General features: G+C 70.7%; 12 protein-coding genes. 7 read left to right on the top strand and 5 right to left on the bottom strand.

The annotated features are described in order from the left end of the window. Positions 1 to 212: 212 nt before the first annotated feature. Complete coding sequence (locus tag ACZ60M_RS24430; RefSeq protein ID WP_465421685.1) at positions 213 to 1,673, bottom strand: family 43 glycosylhydrolase; 1,461 nt, start codon at positions 1,671 to 1,673, stop codon at positions 213 to 215. 28 nt (positions 1,674 to 1,701) lie between these two features. Beyond that, the gene (locus ACZ60M_RS24435; protein WP_465421687.1) at positions 1,702 to 5,781 is read right to left on the bottom strand and encodes an Ig-like domain-containing protein; all 4,080 of its coding nucleotides are present in this window, start codon (positions 5,779 to 5,781) and stop codon (positions 1,702 to 1,704) included. Between the two features lie 259 nt (positions 5,782 to 6,040). Here ACZ60M_RS24435 and ACZ60M_RS24440 point away from each other — a divergent pair, with 259 nt between their 5' ends. From ACZ60M_RS24440 to ACZ60M_RS24450, 3 genes are all read left to right on the top strand, one after another. Continuing rightward, the gene (locus ACZ60M_RS24440) at positions 6,041 to 7,069 is read left to right on the top strand and encodes a LacI family DNA-binding transcriptional regulator (RefSeq protein WP_465421689.1); all 1,029 of its coding nucleotides are present in this window, start codon (positions 6,041 to 6,043) and stop codon (positions 7,067 to 7,069) included. 39 nt (positions 7,070 to 7,108) lie between these two features. Then, positions 7,109 to 8,230 (top strand): low temperature requirement protein A, encoded by a 1,122-nt coding sequence (locus tag ACZ60M_RS24445; RefSeq protein ID WP_465421691.1) that lies wholly within the window; start codon positions 7,109 to 7,111, stop codon positions 8,228 to 8,230. Between the two features lie 117 nt (positions 8,231 to 8,347). Then, positions 8,348 to 11,602 (top strand): phosphodiester glycosidase family protein, encoded by a 3,255-nt coding sequence (locus ACZ60M_RS24450; protein ID WP_465421693.1) that lies wholly within the window; start codon positions 8,348 to 8,350, stop codon positions 11,600 to 11,602. Between the two features lie 35 nt (positions 11,603 to 11,637). On the opposite strand, the gene ACZ60M_RS24455 is transcribed toward ACZ60M_RS24450, so the two are convergent. After that, positions 11,638 to 12,186, bottom strand: coding sequence for a DNA-3-methyladenine glycosylase I (locus tag ACZ60M_RS24455; RefSeq protein ID WP_465421706.1), 549 nt, complete (start codon positions 12,184 to 12,186; stop codon positions 11,638 to 11,640). 177 nt (positions 12,187 to 12,363) lie between these two features. Between ACZ60M_RS24455 and ACZ60M_RS24460 the strand changes: the two genes are divergently transcribed. Together ACZ60M_RS24460 and ACZ60M_RS24465 are read left to right on the top strand one after the other, a co-directional pair. Then, positions 12,364 to 13,017: a GNAT family N-acetyltransferase gene (locus ACZ60M_RS24460; RefSeq protein ID WP_465421695.1), complete on the top strand. Its 654-nt coding sequence runs from the start codon at positions 12,364 to 12,366 to the stop codon at positions 13,015 to 13,017. A gap of 113 nt (positions 13,018 to 13,130) precedes the next feature. Continuing rightward, positions 13,131 to 14,102, top strand: coding sequence for an intradiol ring-cleavage dioxygenase (locus ACZ60M_RS24465; RefSeq protein ID WP_465421697.1), 972 nt, complete (start codon positions 13,131 to 13,133; stop codon positions 14,100 to 14,102). A 57-nt stretch (positions 14,103 to 14,159) separates the two neighbouring features. Here ACZ60M_RS24465 and ACZ60M_RS24470 read toward each other — a convergent pair whose 3' ends face one another. Beyond that, complete coding sequence (locus tag ACZ60M_RS24470) at positions 14,160 to 14,780, bottom strand: VOC family protein (protein WP_465421699.1); 621 nt, start codon at positions 14,778 to 14,780, stop codon at positions 14,160 to 14,162. A 66-nt stretch (positions 14,781 to 14,846) separates the two neighbouring features. Continuing rightward, a complete protein-coding gene (locus ACZ60M_RS24475; RefSeq protein WP_465421701.1) occupies positions 14,847 to 15,644 on the bottom strand; it encodes a TetR/AcrR family transcriptional regulator in 798 nt (265 codons plus the stop codon). 78 nt (positions 15,645 to 15,722) lie between these two features. Here ACZ60M_RS24475 and ACZ60M_RS24480 point away from each other — a divergent pair, with 78 nt between their 5' ends. Next, entirely contained in the window at positions 15,723 to 17,522 is a 1,800-nt protein-coding gene (locus ACZ60M_RS24480; RefSeq protein WP_465421702.1) for an ABC transporter ATP-binding protein, read from the top strand. Positions 17,523 to 17,524: 2 nt separating this feature from the next. Then, positions 17,525 to 19,342, top strand: a complete 1,818-nt coding sequence (locus tag ACZ60M_RS24485) for an ABC transporter ATP-binding protein (protein WP_465421704.1) — start codon at positions 17,525 to 17,527, stop codon at positions 19,340 to 19,342. Positions 19,343 to 19,512 lie beyond the last annotated feature (170 nt).

The following is a 19,512-nucleotide window of genomic DNA, read 5'->3' on the forward strand; positions in this document are numbered from 1 at the left end:
GCGGGTGCGCCCTTCCGCTGCGCCGACCCTCCTCCCCCTCTCTCCCCGGAGAATCAAGTCGTCGAACGCACCTCCCCGGAGGCAAAAAGGGCGGACGCCCAGGGGGGGGGGGCCCCCCGGGGGGCCCCCCCCCCCCGGGCTCGCGAGGAGCCCGGCGGGAGCCGCTGACGCCAAGGCGCCCAAGCGGAGTGCGTTGCGTCGATTGAGTCTCATCAAGCTCCCCTGGTCTGGACGACCTGCTGCATCGTCCCGTCGGCGTTGAAGTAGAGCGGGTCGATGGCGACCGAGCGGCGGAAGTTGCCGCCGCCGGGCGCGTCAGCGGTGTGGTAGACCATCCACCACTGGCCGTTGAACTGCTCGATCGCCGGGTGGTTCGTGGTCGAGGTGACCTGGCCGAGGACCACGCCGCGGTGCGTCCACGGCCCGGCCGGGTTCGAGGCGGTCGCGTAGCGGATGCAGGCGTAGGCGGAGCTGGTCACGCAGCCCGTGCCGCCGTTGGAGGCGTACGCCATGTAGTAGGTGCCGTTGCGCTTGAACATCCACGGCGCCTCCCAGAAGTCGGTCAGGCCCGTCGGGGTCGTGACCGGCCCAGCGAGGGACGTCATGTTCTGGTTGAGCTTGGCCATGCGCGGCTGCCAGTACGAGCCCCAGTAGAGGTAGATCTGGCCGTCGTCGTCGATGAACACCGTCGGGTCGATGTTGAGCGCCGAGGAGTTCGGGGTCGAGTCCGAGATGAGCGGGGCGCCGATCGCGTCGACGAACGGGCCGAGCGGGCTGTTCGAGACCGCCACGCCGATGTTCATCCAGCCGCTGTCGGTGTTGCCGTCCACGGAGACGAACCAGTAGTAGCGCCCGTCCGGGCCCTGGACCACTTCGGACGCCCAGGCGTTGGCCCCGGCCCACGCGAACGTGGACAGGGAGAGCTTGGCGCCGTGGGAGGTCCACGCGGCCGGGTCGTTGTCGGGGGCCTTGGAGGAGAACACCTGCCACTCGTCCATCACGAAGGCCTCCTGGCCGGCGGCGGCCTCGTCGCGGCCGGAGTAGAGGTACATCGTGTCGCCCACGACCAGGGTGGCCGGGTCGGCCGTGTAGATGTTGCGGACGATCGGGTTGCCGGCCTGCGTGGCCGAGCCCTGGCCCCAGACCTTCCATTCGAGGACGCCCACGGAGGCGGCCCCGCTCTGGAGGACCGCGCGCAGCGCGGTGGTGGTGACGGCGGTGAAGTCGGTGTGGTTGTAGGCGTTCGCGGCCACGCCGTAGGCGCTGGCGCCGCTCACGGGCGTCCACGCGCCGTTGTTCAGGTACTCGATGCGCCAGCTGGCCGGGACGCGGACGCCGCCGGGGCCGGAGTTGAACGAGTCGTCGAAGAAGTAGAGGTCCGAAGAGGACACCGTGACCGGGGTGGCCCAGGTCAGCTGCACCCATTGCGAACCGGTCTGGGGCCAGGTGCCCCAGCGCGGGTTCTGGGTGTCGTTCGAGCCGGGCGGCTCGATGCCGTCGTTGATCGCGGCCACGGACTCCCACGAGGAGGTGTAGGAGGCGGAGGCGGTCGCCGAGCGGGCCACGTTGACGGCCTGCTGGGCCTGCGCGGGGGTCGCGATCTGGAACAGGCTCCAGGCCAGGGCCGCGGCCAGTGCGGCGGCGAACATTCGTCTGAGTGTGGTGGGCTGCATGGGAAGTCTCCTAGATGCCGGGTGGAGATCAGCTGATGACGGTGACGTGGGCTTCGGCCGTGAGCGAGGTGCCCGCGATCGTGCCTTGGACGGTGAAGGTGCCGGGCTGGGCGTAGTCGGCCGGATCGACGGCCTCCCAGGTGACGGTGGTGCTGACGTTGTCCTTCGAGCCGTCGTTGTAGACGGCGGTGACAGTGGGCGGCAGTTGCGGGGCCCGACCGGCGGTGGTGGTGACCGCCTCCGCTTCGAGCGCGGTGATCTCGACCTGGTCGTGGAGTCTGACGTGGACGGTGGCGGTGGCGGGGAGGGCGAGGCCGGTGACGAGGCCGCCGACTTCGACGTGGGTGGCGGGTTCGTCGAGGTCCTCGGGGGTGATCTGCTGCCAGACGACGGGCTGCTCGAGCCGGGTGCCGTCGGCGTAGACGCAGGTCACCGTGGCGGGGAGGTCGGGGACGTTGCCGACGATCGTGGGTTGATGGACCGTTCGGACCTGCCCGGGCGCTTCGGCGAAGGCCTTCCATTCGAGGATGCCGACGCTGGCGGCGCCGCTCTGGAGGACCGCGCGGAGGCCGGTGGTGGTGACGGCGTCGAAGGCGACCTGGTTGTACTGGTCGGCGGCGGTGCCGTAGGCGCTGGCGCCGGTGACGTCCTTCCACTGGTCGCCGTCGCGGTACTGGATTTTCCAGGAGGCGGGGGTGCGGACGCCGCCGCCGTCGTCGAGGAAGTACATGTCGCTGGCGTTGAGCCGCACGGGGTTCGCCCAGTCGAGCTGGACCCACTGCTCGCCTTCTTCGGGCCAGGTGCCCCAGCGGGGGTTCTCGCCGTCGTTGGAGCGGGGCGGGTCGATGCCGTCGTTGATCGCGGTGATGTTCTCCCACGGCGAGGTGTAGGAGCCTGTGGGCGTGGCGAACAGGGCGGCGTTGGTGCGCGTGTCGGGTTCGGCGACGTTGATCTGGACGGTGGAGGTGGCTTCGGAAGTGCCGTCGCTGGCGGCGAGCTGGAGCGTGTAGGTGCCCGGCTCGGTGAAGGTGGCGACGGTCGCCGAGGCGGCGGGGTCTTCGAAGACGACCGCGCCTGGGCCGTCCACCATGGACCATGTGGAGGTGAGGCCGCCGCTGAGCGGGAGGCCGTCGTCCTTCACGGTGCCGGTGAGGCGGGCCTGCATCGGCTGGCGGAACTGGAGGTCCTGCCTGGCGAGGGCGTACGGGGCGACGTTCTCCGGTGCGGTGATTTCGTGGCCGCTGTCGTAGAGCTGGACTTCCTTGAGCCCGGTGGCGTGGCCGTCCTGGTGGTCCATGAGGATGCGCACGCGGTCGGTGCTGACCTGCGGGAACTGCACGAGGTTGTAGTTGGCCTGCGGGATCGCGGGGGTCTTGGCCTGGTTCTGGACGGTGACCCAGTCGGTGCCGTCGTGGTACTGGACCTGGTAGACAGCGGGTTCGGCGAGGCCGTCCACTGTGCGGTCGCGGTAGAAGTAGAGCCGGGCCTCGTCGATGTCGACGGTGCCGCCGAGGTCCACTTCGTACCAGTCGGAGTCGTTGCCGGACCCGGCGCTGGACCAGTAGGGGGCGTTGATGGTGGTGCCGTTGACGGCCCCTTCGGTGCTGGTGCCGTTCGCGGTGTGCGAGGCGGTCGCGGTCTGCCCTTCGGCGAGGTTCTCGGCGTCGCCTTCGAGGTCGGCGCCGGCCTTCGCGAACACGTCGACCACGCGGCCGTCGAGTGCGACCTCCTCGGGGGCGGAGAGGTCCTTCATCTTCTTGCTCTTGAGGACCTTGCCGCCGTCGGCGAGGGTCACGCGGCCGGTGTTCGGGTCCCAGACGGCGGGGACGAGGCTGTCGAGGGTGAAGGCGCGCTTGCCGTCGATGTAGACGGAGTAGCCCTCGGGGATGTCGCCGTAGTGGCGCTTGCCGTCGCCGGGCTTGTCCCAGACGATGCTCAGGTCGGAGTCGCGGTAGCGGAGGTCGTTGACGGTGAAGTGGTCCCAGCCGATGTCGATAGGCGAGAGCTCGAGCTTGTCGTCGGTGCGGGGGCGCAGGCCCGCCACGTCCTCGACGTAGGTCCAGATGCTGGAGCCGAGGGTGGTGTGGTGAATCCAGGAGCGGTAGTCGATCGACGCTGAGCCGGCGTTCCAGTCGGCCCAGAACTCGTTGGAGTCGGGCCAGGCCGTGTCGCCGCCGATGAAGGTGGACCAGGCGTTCCAGTACAGGAGCTTCTTGTAGTCCTCTTCGGTGATGGAGTCCTGGTCGTAGTCGCGGATCGCCGAGGAGAACAGGCGGAACTGGACCGTGGAGTTGATCTGCGAGAAGTTGTTCGAGCCGGGGTTGCCCTGCTCGGCGGCCTCGGCCTTGTCGGCCTGGTTGGCGGTGTAGAACGGGAAGACCGGGTACTGGGCCGGGTCCTCGAAGAGGCGCAGCGCGTCGGTGTACTTGGGCTCGTTCGGGATGGCGCCCACGGAGAACGGGTAGTAGTTGTTGATCTCCTTCCACGGGACGTGGTCGCCGGACTCGACGTGGACGTGCTCGAACAGCTGCGTCTCGGGGTTCCACAGGACGTCGGTGAGGGCGGCCTGGATGTTCTCGGCGAGGGTGCGCATCTCGTCGGCCTTCGCGGTGTCGCCGATGAGCTCGTAGGCTTCGGCGGCGGCCATCGCGCCGGAGTACTGGTACGCGGACTCGGCGCGGTCGAGGTCGCCGTCCCGCCAGTGGAAGGACACGGCGTCGGCGTCGTTGCCGGTCATCGCGCCCCAGTCGTACTCGATGAGGTAGTTGTCGTTGGAGTCGAACGTCTCCAGCTGGCCCTTCACGTCGCCTTCGGCGTAGCGGGCGAGGTTCTCGACGATGTCTTCAGGGCCGCCGTGGATCTGGTAGGAGCGCCAGGCGGCCTCGGCGATGTACTGGGTGTACGAGTTCGACCAGTTCTCGGGGTCGCCGGGGTTGTCCATGAACCGGCCGCCCTTGGAGGACTCGCCGGTGGAGACCCAGGGGCCGTAGGAGTAGGCGGGGTCGCGCAGGTACTTGAGGTCGTCGATGAACATGGGGACGGTGAGGGCGATGGCGTTGTTGTAGCCGAGGACGCCTTCGATGGAGGTGGGGAACTGGAAGTCGTTGCCCGGGATGTTCGCGTCGACGTAGTTGTAGCGCATCAGCCACCAGCGGTAGTAGATGAACTTCTTGTGCGCCTCGTCGGGGACGTCGAAGTAGGGGACGTTGTCCGCCCACCACTGGTTGTAGGTCCGCACGTGGGTGGCGAAGGCGTCCGCGGGAGCGGCCGACTTGTAGGACTCGTACTCGGCGGCCGACTCGGGGATCTCGGTGGCGACCATGCCGAGCTGGACTTTGAACGTGGCCGATTCGCCTTGGGCGAGTTCGAGTTCGCCGGTGAGGGAGCCTTCGGAGGGGGCGAGGCCGGTGCCGGAGAGGCGCGGGAAGACGGTGGTGAGGCGCTCGCCGCGGGAGTTCTGGACGTCGAGCACGCCGGTGAGTTCGTCCCCGGAGGCCTGCCAGGCGAAGTCGGAGTCGACGCGGACGGGCACTGTCGCCGCCGAGCCGTCGTTGGTCACGGTCACGTTGGCGACGGCGACGTTGTTGTCGGTGATGAACTTCTGCACTTCGACCTGGAGGTCGCCGCCCTCGTGGACGCTGGTCCAGTGGCTGGGGGTCTGGCGGCGCTGGTCGACGGCCTCGGTGAAGCCGGTGCCGCCGATGTCGATGGTGAAACCGTCGGTGTTCGAGGCCCGGTCGAAGAACGGGTCGTAGTAGGCGAGCTGGCCGCCGAAGCCGATCACGTCGGGGTCGTGGGCGCGCATGAGGAGCGCGCGGCCGCGGGTCATGAGCCACTGGTCGCCAGCCGGGTCCGCGCCCTCGCGGGCGAGGAGGCGGTCCATCCAGAAGTCGGTGCCGTCGGCTTCGGCCTCGAACATCGCGGGCATCATGCCGTCGATGTCGTAGGCGACCGGTTCGGGCGGGACGGCGTCGCCGCCGGTGAACTCGGGGTAGCCGATCGTCTGCTGGGCCGCCGCGGACCCGCCCGCGGCGACCACGAGGCCGGAAGCGAGGGCGAGGGATGCGGCGGTGGCGAGGAGTCGGGTGGACGTGGGGCGATGCACCATTGCGTGCCTCCGGGAAGGATGCGGGGTGTGCCGGGGCGCCGAAAGATCCGAAAACCTTTTCGGTGTTTGCGTCGCCACCGATGCTATGGGTCAGGCCACAGCGATGTCAATGCATTGATTGCCATGAATTCAATCGGAACCCTTGCCCGAAAGCCGGTTCGGCAAAGTTTCGGCCGGTCGGCTACAGTCGAGCCAGCCCGGAGGAAAATCCGGCCGCCGCCACGGCGGACCGGACCGGGCTCCGGACGAAGGAGGACGAGTGGCCCGAACCCCCGCATCGCGCGGCACCCGCGCCGCCACACTGTCCGATGTGGCGCGCCTGGCCGGCGTCTCGGTGGCCACGGCCTCCAAGGCGCTCAACGGCCGCAACCATGTGCACGCCCAGACCCGCGAGCGCGTCCTGGAGGCCGCCGCGCAGCTCTCGTTCTCCCCCAACTCGCTCGCACGCGGGCTCCTGGCCGGGCGCACGGGCACCGTCGGGCTCCTCACCTCGGACCTGGTGGGCCGCTTCAGCCTCCCGATCCTCATGGGCGCGGAGGACGCGTTCGGGGCGGGACAGGTCTCGGTGTTCCTGTGCGACGCGCGCGGCGACGCGATCCGCGAGCGACACCACGTGCAGGCCCTGCTCAGCCGCCGCGTGGACGGGCTCATCGTGGTGGGCTCCTCGACCGATCCGCGCCCGCCGCTGGCCGACGCGGTGGACGTGCCGGTCGTGTACGCCTACGCGCCGTCCGAGGCGCCCGACGACCTCTCGATCGTGCCCGACAACGTGAACGCGGGCCGGATGGCCGTCGAGCACCTCGTCGCGTGCGGCCGCACCCGGATCGCGCACATCAGCGGCGACCGCCACTACAGCGCCGCGCGCGACCGCGCGGCAGGGGCGCAGGCGGCCCTCGAGGCGGCCGGGCTCTCGCTGGTCGGCGAAGTCGCTTACGGCGCTTGGGAAGAGGGCTGGGGCCGCGCGGCGGCCGGGATGCTCCTCGACCGCGAGCCCGACGTCGACGCCGTCCTGTGCGGCTCGGACCAGGTCGCCCGGGGCGTGCTCGACACGCTGCGCGAACGGGGACGGCGCGTCCCCGAGGACGTGGCGGTCATGGGCTTCGACAACTGGGAGGTGCTCGCCACCGGCGCGCGCCCGCAGCTGACCAGTGTGGACATGAACCTCGAGGAGCTCGGCCGCGCCGCCGCGCGGGCCCTGTTCGAGGCGATCGACGACGAGCACGGCAAGGGCGTCCACACCGTCCAGTGCCGCGTGGTCGTCAGGGGCTCCACCGCGTCCGCCGGGTGAGTCCCGCCGCCTGAGCGGCGGGGAGTAGGTTGTCCGTTCGTGACCGCGAAGATGACCTCACCCCGCCACGCGACCTGGCTCGAACTCTTCTTCGACCTCGTCGTCGTCGCTGCCGTCGCCCAGCTCACGCACCTGCTGGAGCACCCCGACGGCGAGCACGTGGCCGCGTTCTTCATCCTCTACGCCGCGATCTGGCTCGTGTGGAGCTCGTTCACGGTGTACGCCAACGTCGCCTCGGACAAGACCCGCACCAGGACGATGCTGCTGGGGATGCTCGGCCTCGCGGCGATGGCCGCCGCGATCCCCGAGGCGACCGGCGCGCACGCGGCCGTGTTCGGCGCGGCCTACATCTACACCAGCGGCGTCGCGTCCCAGGGGATCAACCGGACCGGGAAGATCGTGCTCGGCTGGTCCGCGGTGCAGCGCAACGCGGGCCTGTTCCCGTTCATCATCGCGTTCTGGTTCGCCGACCGGCCGTGGGTCCTCCTGGGCCTGTGGGCGCTCGGCGTCGTGCTGACGCTCGCCTCGGGCATGGTCGCCGACATGAACGACCCGGAGCGGATGCAGGAGTTCCAGGCCCGCATGAACCGCCACGCCGATCGCCGCCGCAACCCCAGGCCCGCACTGGAACTGGAGTCGACGCACGGCGCGCACCTGGGCGAGCGCCTCGGCCTGTTCATCATCATCGTCCTCGGCGAGGCCGTGCTCCAGGTGGTGACCGCGATGGGCGGGGTCGAATGGGGATGGAGCCAGATCGGGATCGGCCTCGCAGGGTTCGGGCTCCTCATCGGACTGTGGTGGCTGAACTTCCGGTACGGCTTCGACGAGGAGAACGAGACGCAGCCGCGCGTGCTGCTCCCCGCGCACCTGGTCGTCGCCGTCTCGATCACCCTCATCGCGTTCGGCCTCGGCACCGCCGCCGAGCACGCGACCGACCCGCTGCCGGACCTGCACCGCTGGCTCCTGTGCGGCTCGCTCGCGGTGTGCCTGGCGCTGTGCGCGCTGGCGAACCGGGCCTGGTGGGGGCTGCTGATCTGCGCGGCACCGCTCGCCATGGCGGCCTTCGGGTCCGGCGCCGCGGCCGTGTTCACCGTGCTCGTCCTGGCCGTCTCGACCGGCGGGTTCGTCGTCTACTGCAACCGCCGCCCCGCCCGCGCGTGAGGAGCGGTTCGCGCAGAATTCGGCGATTATTTTCATTCGCCGCACTACCCGTGTAGCTGATTTTCATGGGAGATTGTGGAGGACCCTGCACCGCACTCCCGAAGGCCAGGTCCCATCGTGCGCACGACCCCCTGGATCGCCGCGGCCGTCCTCGCCGCGACGCTCACCGCCCCGCCCGCGAACGCCCAGGCGACCGACGGCGACGCCATCGACATCGCCGCCGACGCAACCCCTATCGCTCCCGGCATCGCCCTCGAGTCCTTCGACCGCTGGGAGGACCAGGGCTGGATCAGAGGCGACGCGGCCACGATCGACCTCACCGCGGGGACGCAGGCCGAGTACCTCTCCCCCGGCCGGGTCGCGGCGGCCGAGCCGGTCCGCGCACAGCTTGACGGCCTCGAAGGCGCGGTCCTCGCCTTCAACGCCGACTTCTTCGACATCAACGACACCGGCGGCGCCGAAGGCGTCGCCGTCGCCGACGGCGAACTCGTCAAATCGGCCGCCACCGGATCGTCCAACGTCATCGGCATCAACGCCGACGGCACCGCCGCGATCCAGTCGATCGGCTTCACCGGCACCGCGACCGGCCCGACCGGCGACCTCGCGCTCCACGGCCTCAACACCACCGCACTGCCTGCCGATCGCATCGGCGTGTACAACGCCGACTGGGGCGACGCGAGCCGCGCCCGCGTCGCCGACGGCGCGACCGCGCTTACTGAAGTCCACATCGTCGAAGGCAAGGTCACCGCCGTTACCGATGCGCCGCAAGCAGGTGCGATCGCCGACGACACGACCGTGCTGTTCGGCCGCGAGGCCGGAGCGCAGGCCCTCGCGCAGCTCCAGGTCGGCGACGAAGTCGCGGTCGAGTACGCCGCCGTCCCCCAAGACGACATGCCCGAGACCGCCGTCTCCGGCCGCCAGCTCCTCATCCAGGACGGCCAGGTCGTCGACCACGCCGACCAGGCCCGACACCCGCGCACCGCCGTCGGCGTCTCCGCAGACGGCACCCACCTGTACGTCCTCACCGTTGACGGCCGCCAGGCCGCCAGCGGCGGGTACACCCTCGAAGAGACCGCCGAACAGCTCCTCGCGATGGGCGCCCACAGCGCCCTCAACCTCGACGGCGGCGGCTCCTCCACCCTCATCGCCCGCGCCCCCGGCACCAGCGGCCTCGTCACCGTCAACAGCCCCTCCGACACGACCGAACGCGCCGTCGGCAACGGCCTCGCGTTCACCGTCCCCGCAGGCGACGGCGACCCGGCCGGGTTCGCGCTCGCCCCGCAGGCGCCCTTCATACCCGGCGCGATCGAAAGCGGCGACTTCGACCGCGTCTTCCCCGGCCTGACCCGGCCGCTCTCGGTGGCGGCCTATGACGACGCGTACGGGCCCGCCGACGCCGACCCGCACCTGCAGACCTCGCCCTCCCGGCTCGGCTGGGTCGACGACGACGCGGTCTTCCACGCCCGCAACCGCTCCGGCACCGCCACCGTGACCGCGAAGGACGGCGGCGCGGAAGGCTCGACCGAGCTCCAGGTCCTCGGACCGCTCGCCGCGCTCGAACCGTCCCGGCGGCTCGTGTCCATCGCCGACATCGGGGCGACCGCGTCGTTCCAGCTCATCGGCGCCGACGCGCAGGGCTTCACCGCGCCCATCGACCCCGGCGACGTCGGCCTCGCGTACGACGAGGAGTTGTTCGCGATCGAACCGGACGGCCTGGGCGGCTTCACCGTCACCGCGAAAGCCGCGGGCTCCGGCACCGTCGACCTCGACGTGAACGGGCACGCCACCGCGCTCGCCGTCACCGTCGGCCTCGAAGCGCACACGGTCGCCGACTTCACCGACGCCGCACAGTGGACGTTCTCGACCGCCCGCGCCACCGGGTCCATGGCACCCGCAGAAGGCCACGACGGCGCGGGCCTCGCCCTCGCCTACGACTTCACCCAGTCCACCGCGACCCGCGCCGCCTACGCCCGGCCGCCAGCGAACATCCCCGTCACGGGCCAGCCGCAGCGCTTCAGCATGTGGGTCAACGCCGAAGGCGACGGCGAGTGGCCGTCACTGCACCTCAAGGACGCCAACGGCACCGACGTCGTGCTCCGCGGCGCCTACCTCACCGAACCGGGCTGGACCCAGCTCGAGTTCGACGTCCCGGCAGGCGTGGCCTACCCCGTCTCGGTGTACCGCTTCTACGTCGCCGAGACCCGCGCGACCGCCTCCTACCAGGGCTCGGTCCACATCAGCGACCTCGTCGCCTACACCGCACCGGAAGTCGCGATACCGCGCAACGAGCCCGCGCCGGACCCGATGGTCGCCGGGGACCTCGACGGCGCGGACTGGACGTTCGCGGTCATGTCGGACGCCCAGTTCGTCGCCGAGAATCCCGACAGCGCCATCGTCGCCTCCGCCCGCCGCACGCTCCGCGAGATCAAGGACTCCGACGCCGAGTTCCTGCTCGTCAACGGCGACCTCGTCGACGAATGCGAGAGCGACGACCTGGCGCTGGCGAAGCAGATCCTCGACGAGGAGCTCGGCGGCGAACTCGAGTGGGTGTACGTGCCGGGCAACCATGAGGCCATGGGCTGCAAGGTCTCGGACTGGTCGGCGGTGTTCGGCCCCGCCCACCAGGTGTTCGACCGGGGCGGCACGAGGTTCGTCACGCTCGACACCTCGGGGCTGACGATCGGGAAGGGCGGCTGGGAGCAGATCCGCATGCTGCGCGACGCCCTCGACGCGGCCGCCGCCGACCCGGCCATCGACTCGGTCGCGGTCGTCGCGCACGTCCCGGTGAACGACAAGAGCCCGCAGCAGGCGAGCCAGCTCGGCGACCGGCTCGAGGCCGAGGTGGTCGAGCAGTGGCTCACCGCGTTCGAGACCGGCAGCGGCAAAGAGGCGGTCTACATCGGCGCGCACACCGGGTACTTCGACGCGTCCCGCGTGGACGGCGTGTCGTACTGGGTGAACGGCAACTCCGGGAAGGCCCCTTCGAGCACGCCCGAGGAGGGCGGGTTCATCGGCTGGACGGAGTTCGGCCTCGGCGCCTCGAGCGGGGAATGGCTCGCCGCGCAGGTCCACCCCCAGGTGGACGAGCTGATCCTGACCGCCCCGGACCTCGCGCCCGGCGCGACAGTCACCGTCGAAGCCGAACTGGCCCAAGGCGGTACGCAGATCCCAGTGGTCTACCCGATGGGCGTCGCGTGGTCGGGCTCGAACGTCTACATCGGGGAGCGGCCGCCCGGCCCGCTCGCGTGGTGGCGCTACGACGCCTGGTTCGACCCGGCAACGCTCGAGCTCAAGGCTTGGCGCAAGGGCACCGTCGAACTGACCGCCACCGTCAACGGTGTGGCGGCGACGGACACGGTCGCGATCGGCTGACGAACGCTGCGGGCCCGGACGGCGCCTCCGGGCCTTCAGCGTTCCGGCACATGGCAGTCGGCGAGGTGGTCGTCGACCATGCCGATGGCCTGCATCATCGCGTAGGCGGTGGTGGGCCCGACGAACTTGAAGCCGCGCTTCTTGAGCGCCTTCGACAGCGCGGTCGACTCCTCGGTGACGGCGGGGACGTCGGCGATGCGCTTGGGGCGCTCGCGCGGCTCGGGCGCGAACGACCACACGAGGTCGCTGAGGCCACCGTCAGCGGTACCGGCGAGCGCGGCGGCGGCCTTGGCGTTCGCGATCGTGGCCTCGATCTTCATGCGGTTGCGCACGATGCCTTCATCTTCAAGCAGCCGTTGGGTGTCGGCCTCGGTGAACGCGGCGACCTTCGCGATCGCGAAGCCCGCGAAGGCTTTGCGGAAGGCCTCGCGCTTGCGCAGGATCACCAGCCACGACAGGCCGGACTGGAAGGCCTCCAGGCTGACCCGCTCGAACAGGGCGTCGTCGCCGCGGATCGGCCGCCCCCACTCCTGGTCGTGGTAGTCCCGGTAGACCTCGGGCGTTGTGCCCCAAGGGCACCGCATCAGGCCGTCGGTCTCGCCTGCCACCGCGTCGCTCACTGTGCACTCCCCTCGCGCGAACCGCCCCGAGCGTACGCGCCGCCACCGACAATTCCCTCCGCCACACTCGCGCACCCCAGGTTGCTTATTGCAAGATACTTGCAATAGAGTCAGGGCAGTACCCCGCGAGAAGGAGCCCCCATGTCCACCACGCCCACCGGCCACACCCTTCCCGACCTCGTCATGACCTGGGGCCGCGGCCGCGCCCACTCGCGGACCACCGCGCAGCCCGAGCCGGTCGAAGGCGGCTTCCGGGTCGCCGTCGGCCCGCCCAGCACCGAGGTGCGAGAGGTCTTCCACACGTACACGCCCGAATCCCTCGCCGCTGCCGCCGAACGCCTCGACGCGCCCGGCAACCAGGTCATGATCGCCGGGCCCTCCGCGCTGCTGGCCTCGATCGTGCCGTCGACCTGGACGCTGGACGAGGGCGGCCACCTCATGACCGTCCAGTTCACCCAGCCCGCGTACGCGGTCCCCGAGGACTACCGGCTCGCGCTGGAGACCGTAGGCCCGCTCACGGTGGCTCGCGTGTTCCACTCCAACGGCGACCTCGCCGCCTCCGCGCGGCTCGGCCGCGACGGCGGGTTCGGCGTCTTCGACAAGGTCGTCACCGCCCCTGTCCACCAGCGCCGCGGCCTCGGCTCGCTCATGATGAAGGCGCTGTCGGGCAGCGCCTACGCGCAGGGCATGCGCTTCGGCCTCCTCGTCGGCAGCGACGACGGCCGCGCCCTCTACGAACACCTCGGCTGGTCGTTCGTGTCCGATTTCCCGGGCGCGCGGAGCAAGCGCGGCTGACCTCGCGACGCGTGTGCCCCATTTTTCCGATGTTTCTCTGACAAGTCTCCCAGTGGCCTGATGGCTTGTGCCCGCAGAATCTGGGGAACGAACTGCCAGAGAGGTGTGAAACGGTGAGCGCGAAGCAGCAGCAGGAGACGTTGACGTACGAGGGCCGGCCCTATGCGAAGCCGGACGAGGAACTGGTCGACCAGGGCCTCCAATTCGACATCGGGACGCTGCTGAGCCGCCGCGGCGTGCTCTTCGCGGGCGGCGGCGTGGCGGCGGCGCTGGGCCTCGCGGCGTGCGGCACGTCGTCGGACGGCACGAGCTCGGACTCCACGACCAGCGCGGCGGCCGACGCCACGGACCTGACCGAGATCCCGGAGGAGACGGCGGGCCCGTACCCGGGCGACGGCTCGAACGGCGCGGACGTACTCGAGCAGAGCGGCGTCGTGCGCAGCGACATCACGTCGAGCTTCGGCACCGGCAGCGCCGTCGCCGAGGGCGTGCCGATGACGCTGGAGCTCACGATCTACGACATGGCGAACGGCAACGCGCGCTTCGAAGGCGTCGCGGTGTACGTGTGGCACTGCGACCGGGACGGCGAGTACTCGATGTACTCCGAGGGCCTGGAGAACGAGAACTACCTGCGGGGCGTGCAGATCGCCGACGCCGACGGCGTCGTGACGTTCACGAGCATCTTCCCGGCCTGCTACTCGGGCCGCTGGCCGCACATCCACTTCGAGGTGTACCCGGACGAGGCGTCGATCACCGACTCGGCGAACGCGATCGCGACGTCGCAGGTGGCGCTGCCGCAGGACGTGTGCGAGACGGTCTACAACGACGCCGAAGGGTACGAGAACTCGGTGACGAACCTCAGCCAGGTCTCGCTGGACTCGGACAACGTGTTCAGCGACGACGGCGGGGCCTCCCAGCTGGCCACGGTGAGCGGCGACGTGAACAGCGGCTACACGGTATCGCTGCCGGTCGGCGTCGACACGTCCACTGAGGCGGGCGGCGGCGGGGCCGCGCCTTCCGGTGGCGGCGGCGGGGCGCCGGGCGGCGAGATGCCTTCGGGCGAGCCGCCTTCGGACCAGGGCTAGAGCGCGCAAGGCCGCTCCCGCTGCGACTCACGCTGCGGGAGCGGCCTTTTTCGTTCCCTAGTGGAGGACGACGAGTCCGGTCTCGCCGAAGAGCGTGGCGGCCAGTGAGGGCCGGTTCCCGGCTTTGACGGGGAGTTTCGCGCCGACGGCCGCGAGGTGCGGTTCGATCCGCTCGGGGTGCGGGTGTACGCCTTCGAGGCCGACGAGCGGCACGACCGGCAGGTTCGCCGACGGGTGCGCGGTCTGCCCCCAGTCGATGAGGAACGGGACGAGCCCGGTCCGGCCGCGTTCGGCGTCGAGCGTGAGCTTCCAGTTGAGCTGGTCCCCGGCGGGGGTCTGGCGGGACATGGCGCGGGCCTCGCCCGGGTCGTACCCGGCCTGGCGGGAGGCCGCGACGGCGGCGTCGATGCCTTCGACGCGGACGGCCCAGGTCGCGATGCGGGCCTCGGTGAGGCCGTCGATCCCGAAGGGGCGCGGGCCTTCCGGGGTGCCCTGCTCGGGGTCGGGGCCGATGATCTCGAGGTAGCCGCCTTCGCCGAGGCCGAGCAGGAAGTTCCTGGTGCCCAGGCCCGGGTGGACGCCCCCGGGGACCGGTCGGGTCCCGGTCAGGCGGGTGACCTCCGCGACGGTGGCGGCGAGGTCCGGCGTGGCGAGGACGAGGTGGTCGAGTGAGGACATAGGCCCCAGTTTAATCACCGTGCACCACTGGCGTAACGGGTGTTGCAGCGCGCGTCTAGTTCAGGCCTAGCGCCGGTCGGGGTTGGCGAGGGTCTGCAGCATGTCGTCGACGGGCTCGGCGAGGACCTTCGCGGCGGCGTCCTCGACTTCGGACTCCGCGTGGTGATGGTGGTACTCGGTGCGGCAGCCGTCGTGGCCGTACGAGGCGTCGGGCGCGGGCGGCTCCGTGTCGCGGCGCATGAGGTCGCCGATGCCGTGTTCGAGCAGCCCGAAGGCGTGCTTCGCGGCGGACACGGCCCTGGAGTGGAGCTCGTCGATCGGCTCGCCTTCCAGCAGCCCCCGCACGTTGACCTCGACGAGGAGGTGCTGGGTGTGCAGCAGCTGGGAGGCGACCAGGCGCGAGGTGAGCGGGGCGTGCCCCTCCTCCATGAGCGCTTCGGCGAGCAGTACCGCCGACTGGCGGCGGTAGTCCATGGCCTTGATGAGCAGCGAAGGCGTCGCCACGAGCAGGCGCTGCACCCGCAGGAACACCCCGTTGTCGCTCAGGCCCACCTGGGGGGTGCGGCGCTCCAGCAGGTGGAGGTAGTGGCCGCACAGGGCCTCATGCGGGGTGGTGCCCTTGGGGCGCTCGCGCACGATCCGGGCGGCGTCGCCGGTGTGGTGCTTCATGCCGCCGATGACGAGGTCTTCCTTCGTCGGGAAGTAGTTGAAGACCGTGGCCTTGGAGACGTCGGCGGCGGCCGCGATCTCGGCGACCGACACGTCCTCGAACCCGCTGGCCTCGAACAGGTCGAGTGCGGTCTTCCGCAACAGCTCCCAGGTCGCGTTCTTCTTGCGCTCGCGCAGTCCCGCCTTGTGCTCCACCCTTTTACTATACCAGATCAAAATCTGAACCAGGAAAAAACTTGTACCCGGTCAAATTCTACTGCTATCCTCGAGCACATGACAGGAACACCACCCGCACCCTCGGCCCGGAAGGCCCCGGACGAAGAGTCCTCGCCGGAGGGCTCGATCGTCCGGCTCCTCGCCGAGTACCTGCGCCCGCACCGCCGCAACCTCGCCCTCACCGTCGTGCTCCAGATCGTCGGCACCGTCGCGTCCCTCTACGTGCCGACCCTCAACGCCGACCTCGTCAACCAGGGCGTCGCCACCGGCGACACCGCGTACGTGCTGCGCCACGGCGCGGTCATGCTCGCGGTCACCCTCGTGCAGATCGCCGCGTCCGGCTTCGCCGTCTACTTCGGCGCCAAGACCGCGATGGCCCTCGGCCGGGACCTCCGCGCCGACCTCTTCGCGCAGGTCCAGCGCTTCTCCTCCGCCGAGATGGAGCGCTTCGGCGCGCCCTCGCTCATCACCCGCGCCACCAACGACATCACGCAGGTCGTGACCATGCTCGTCATGGCGCTCACGATGCTGCTCACCGCGCCCATCGCCGCGATCGGCGGCCTCGCCCTCGCGGTGGGCCTCGACGTGCCCATGACCGGCGTGCTCCTGGCCGCCATCCCCGTGGTCGCCGTCGTCATCTACTTCATCGTCGTCGCGATGATCCCCGCCAGCCGCGTCATGCAGCGGCGCATCGACGACATCAACCGGGTCATGCGCGAGCACATCACCGGCATCCGCGTCATCCGCGCGTTCGTCCGCGACGGCCACGAGCAGCGCCGCTTCAACGAGGCGAACGCCGAGCTCACCGCGGCCTCACTCAAGGTCGGCCGCGTCCAGGCCTTCTTCGGCGCCACCGCGATGGGGTTCAGCAACCTCACCTCGATCGCCATCGTCTGGCTCGGCGCGGGCCGCATCGCCAACGGCACCATGCAGATCGGCGACCTCATCGCGTTCCTCACCTACGCCGGGATGATCCTCGGCGCGGTCATGATGTCGATGGGCGTGTTCATGATGGCCCCGCGCGCCAAGGTCGCCGCCGGACGCATCCGCGAGGTCCTCGACACCGTGCCGAGCATCGCCGACCCGGCCGAACCCGTCACCGAGCTCGCCGGGCTCGGCGAGCTCGAACTCAAGGGCGTGACCTTCCGGTACGCCGGAGCCGAAGAGGCCGTCCTCCGCGACGTCGACCTCGTCGCCCGGCCCGGCCAGACCACCGCCGTCATCGGCTCCACCGGCGCGGGCAAGACCACCCTGCTCCACCTCATCCCCCGCCTGTTCGATGTGGACTCGGGCGCGATCCGCGTAGACGGCGTCGACGTCCGCGAGATGGACCGGGCCCTCATCGCCCGCACCATCGGGCTCGTCCCCCAGCGCGCGTACCTGTTCTCCGGCACCGTCGCCTCCAACCTCCGCTACGGCGACCCGGACGCGAGCGACGAGGACCTCTGGCGCGCACTCGAGACCGCGCAGGCCGCCGCGTTCGTGCGCGCCATGCCCGACGGGCTCGACACCGTCATCGGCCAGGGCGGCACCACTGTCTCCGGCGGCCAGCGCCAGCGGCTCGCCATCGCCCGGACCCTGGTGGCGCGCCCCAAGGTCTACCTCTTCGACGACTCGTTCTCCGCGCTCGACACCGCCACCGACGCGGCGCTGCGGGCCGCGCTCGCCCGGGACATCGCCGACGCCGCGCAGGTGATCGTGGCCCAGCGGGTCTCGACCATCCGCGACGCCGACCGGATCGTCGTGCTCGACGCCGGGCGCGTGGCGGGCACCGGCACCCACGAGGAGCTGCTGGCGGGCAACGCCGTATACGCCGAGATCGTCAACTCCCAACTCACCCTTCAGGAGGCGCTGTGAGCATGATGGGCAGGCCGGGCGGCGCGCCCGGCACCAGCAAGGCCGAGGACTTCCGCGGCACCGTCAGCCGCATCCTGGAACTGCTGCGGCGCAACCCGCTGCGGCTGGGCTCGGTGGTCGGCTTCGGCGTCCTCATGGTCGCCGGGATGCTCTCGATCCCCACCGTGCTCGGTCGCGCGACGGACCTCGTGATCGACGGTGTGGCCTCGGGCGGCATGGACTACGCGGCGCTCGCGGGGATGCTCGGCGTCGCCGTGGTCCTCTCCCTGGCGACCTTCGGCATCACCGTCCTCAACGGCCGCACGATCGCGAAGCTCGCGCAGGAGATGGCGTTCGAGCTGCGCGCGGAGGCGGACCGGAAGATCTCAGCGCTCCCGTTGCGGTACTTCGACTCCCGTTCGCGGGGCGAGGTGCTGTCGCGGGTCACCAATGACATCGACAACCTGACGCAGACGGTGGGGCAGGTGACCCAGCGGATCGTGCAGGGCCTGCTGTTCCTCATCGGCGTGCCGGTCATGATGCTCACGATCTCGCCGCTGCTCACGCTCGTGGTGCTGCTGACGATGCCGCTCACGGTGCTGGCGGCGCGGGTGATCGGCAAGCGCAGCCAGCCGCGGTTCGCGAAGCAGTGGGCGACGACCGGGAAGCTCAACGGGCATGTGGAGGAGATGATCACCGGGCACCAGCTCGTGACCCTCTTCGGCCGCCAGGCCCAGGGCGCGGCCCGGTTCAAGGCCCAGAACGAGGAGCTGTACGAGAACACGGTGCGCGCCCAATGGGTGGCGGGCCTGCTCGGCCCGGCGATGGCGTTCCTCGGGTCGGTCACGTACGTGCTCGTGGCGGTGGTCGGCGGGCTCCAGGTGGCCGCGGCGGTGCTCACGTTCGGGCAGATCCAGGCGTTCATCCAGTACACCGGGCAGTTCTCGAACCCGTTGAACATGCTCGCGGGCATGTTCGGCCAGGTCCAGTCGGCGGTCGCGTCGGGCGAGCGCGTGTTCGAGTTCCTCGATGCCGAAGAGCAGCAGCCCGATCCGCCCCGTGTCGACACCGCGCTCGACACGGTGCAGGGGAAGGTCGCGTTCGAGGACGTCTCGTTCCGGTACCTGGAGGACGAGCCGCTCATCGAGCACCTGTGGCTCTCCGCCGAGCCGGGCCAGACCGTGGCGATCGTCGGCCCGACGGGCGCGGGGAAGACCACGCTGGTCAACCTGCTGATGCGCTTCTACGACCTGGACGCGGGCCGGATCACCGTGGACGGCGTCGACGTCTCCACGGTCGAGCGGGAGCGGATGCGGCGGCGCATCGGCATGGTCCTGCAGGACACGTGGCTGTTCGACGGCACGATCGCGGAGAACATCGCCTACGGCAGGCCGGAGGCGACCCGCGAGGAGGTCGTGGCGGCCGCTTCGGCGGCGCACGCGGACCACTTCATCCGGACGCTCCCGGACGGGTACGACACGGTGGTGGGCGCCGAGGAGGGCAGCCTGAGCGCTGGTGAGCGGCAGCTGGTGACGATCGCGCGGGCGTTCCTGATCGACCCGTCGATCCTGATCCTCGACGAGGCCACGAGCTCGGTCGACACCCGCACCGAGATGCTGGTGCAGCAGGGCATGGTCGCGCTGCGGCAGGGCCGCACGAGCTTCGTGATCGCCCACCGCCTCTCGACCATCCGCGACGCGGACGTGATCGTGGTGATGGAGCACGGCCGCGTCGTCGAGCAGGGCGACCACGACGAACTCCTCGCCTCAGGGGGCGCCTACGCCCGCCTCTACGAGGCCCAGTTCGCGCAACCGGCGGCGGACCCGGAGGCAGTCGCCTGAGCGGACGGCTCCGGGCCCTGCCGAGGCGGCGGGGCACGGCGGACCGCAGCGGGGAACGACCGGAAACCAGGACCCGCAGCGGGGGGGGGGGGGGGGGGGGGGGGGGGGGGGGGGGGGGGGGGGGGGGGGGGGGGGGGGGGGGGGGGGGGGGGGGGGGGGGGGGGGGGGGG

The sequence above is a fragment of the Glycomyces sp. NPDC050141 genome, from assembly GCF_055586545.1.

Bases quoted from the DNA above. Each gene is read 5' to 3' on its own strand.
- ACZ60M_RS24430 (WP_465421685.1), bottom strand. From the start codon at position 1,673: ATGCAGCCCACCACACTCAGACGAATGTTCGCCGCCGCACTGGCCGCG.
- ACZ60M_RS24435 (WP_465421687.1), bottom strand. From the start codon at position 5,781: ATGGTGCATCGCCCCACGTCCACCCGACTCCTCGCCACCGCCGCATCC.
- ACZ60M_RS24455 (WP_465421706.1), bottom strand. From the start codon at position 12,186: ATGCGGTGCCCTTGGGGCACAACGCCCGAGGTCTACCGGGACTACCAC.
- ACZ60M_RS24460 (WP_465421695.1), top strand. From the start codon at position 12,364: ATGTCCACCACGCCCACCGGCCACACCCTTCCCGACCTCGTCATGACC.
- ACZ60M_RS24470 (WP_465421699.1), bottom strand. From the start codon at position 14,780: ATGTCCTCACTCGACCACCTCGTCCTCGCCACGCCGGACCTCGCCGCC.
- ACZ60M_RS24480 (WP_465421702.1), top strand. From the start codon at position 15,723: ATGACAGGAACACCACCCGCACCCTCGGCCCGGAAGGCCCCGGACGAA.
- ACZ60M_RS24485 (WP_465421704.1), top strand. From the start codon at position 17,525: ATGATGGGCAGGCCGGGCGGCGCGCCCGGCACCAGCAAGGCCGAGGAC.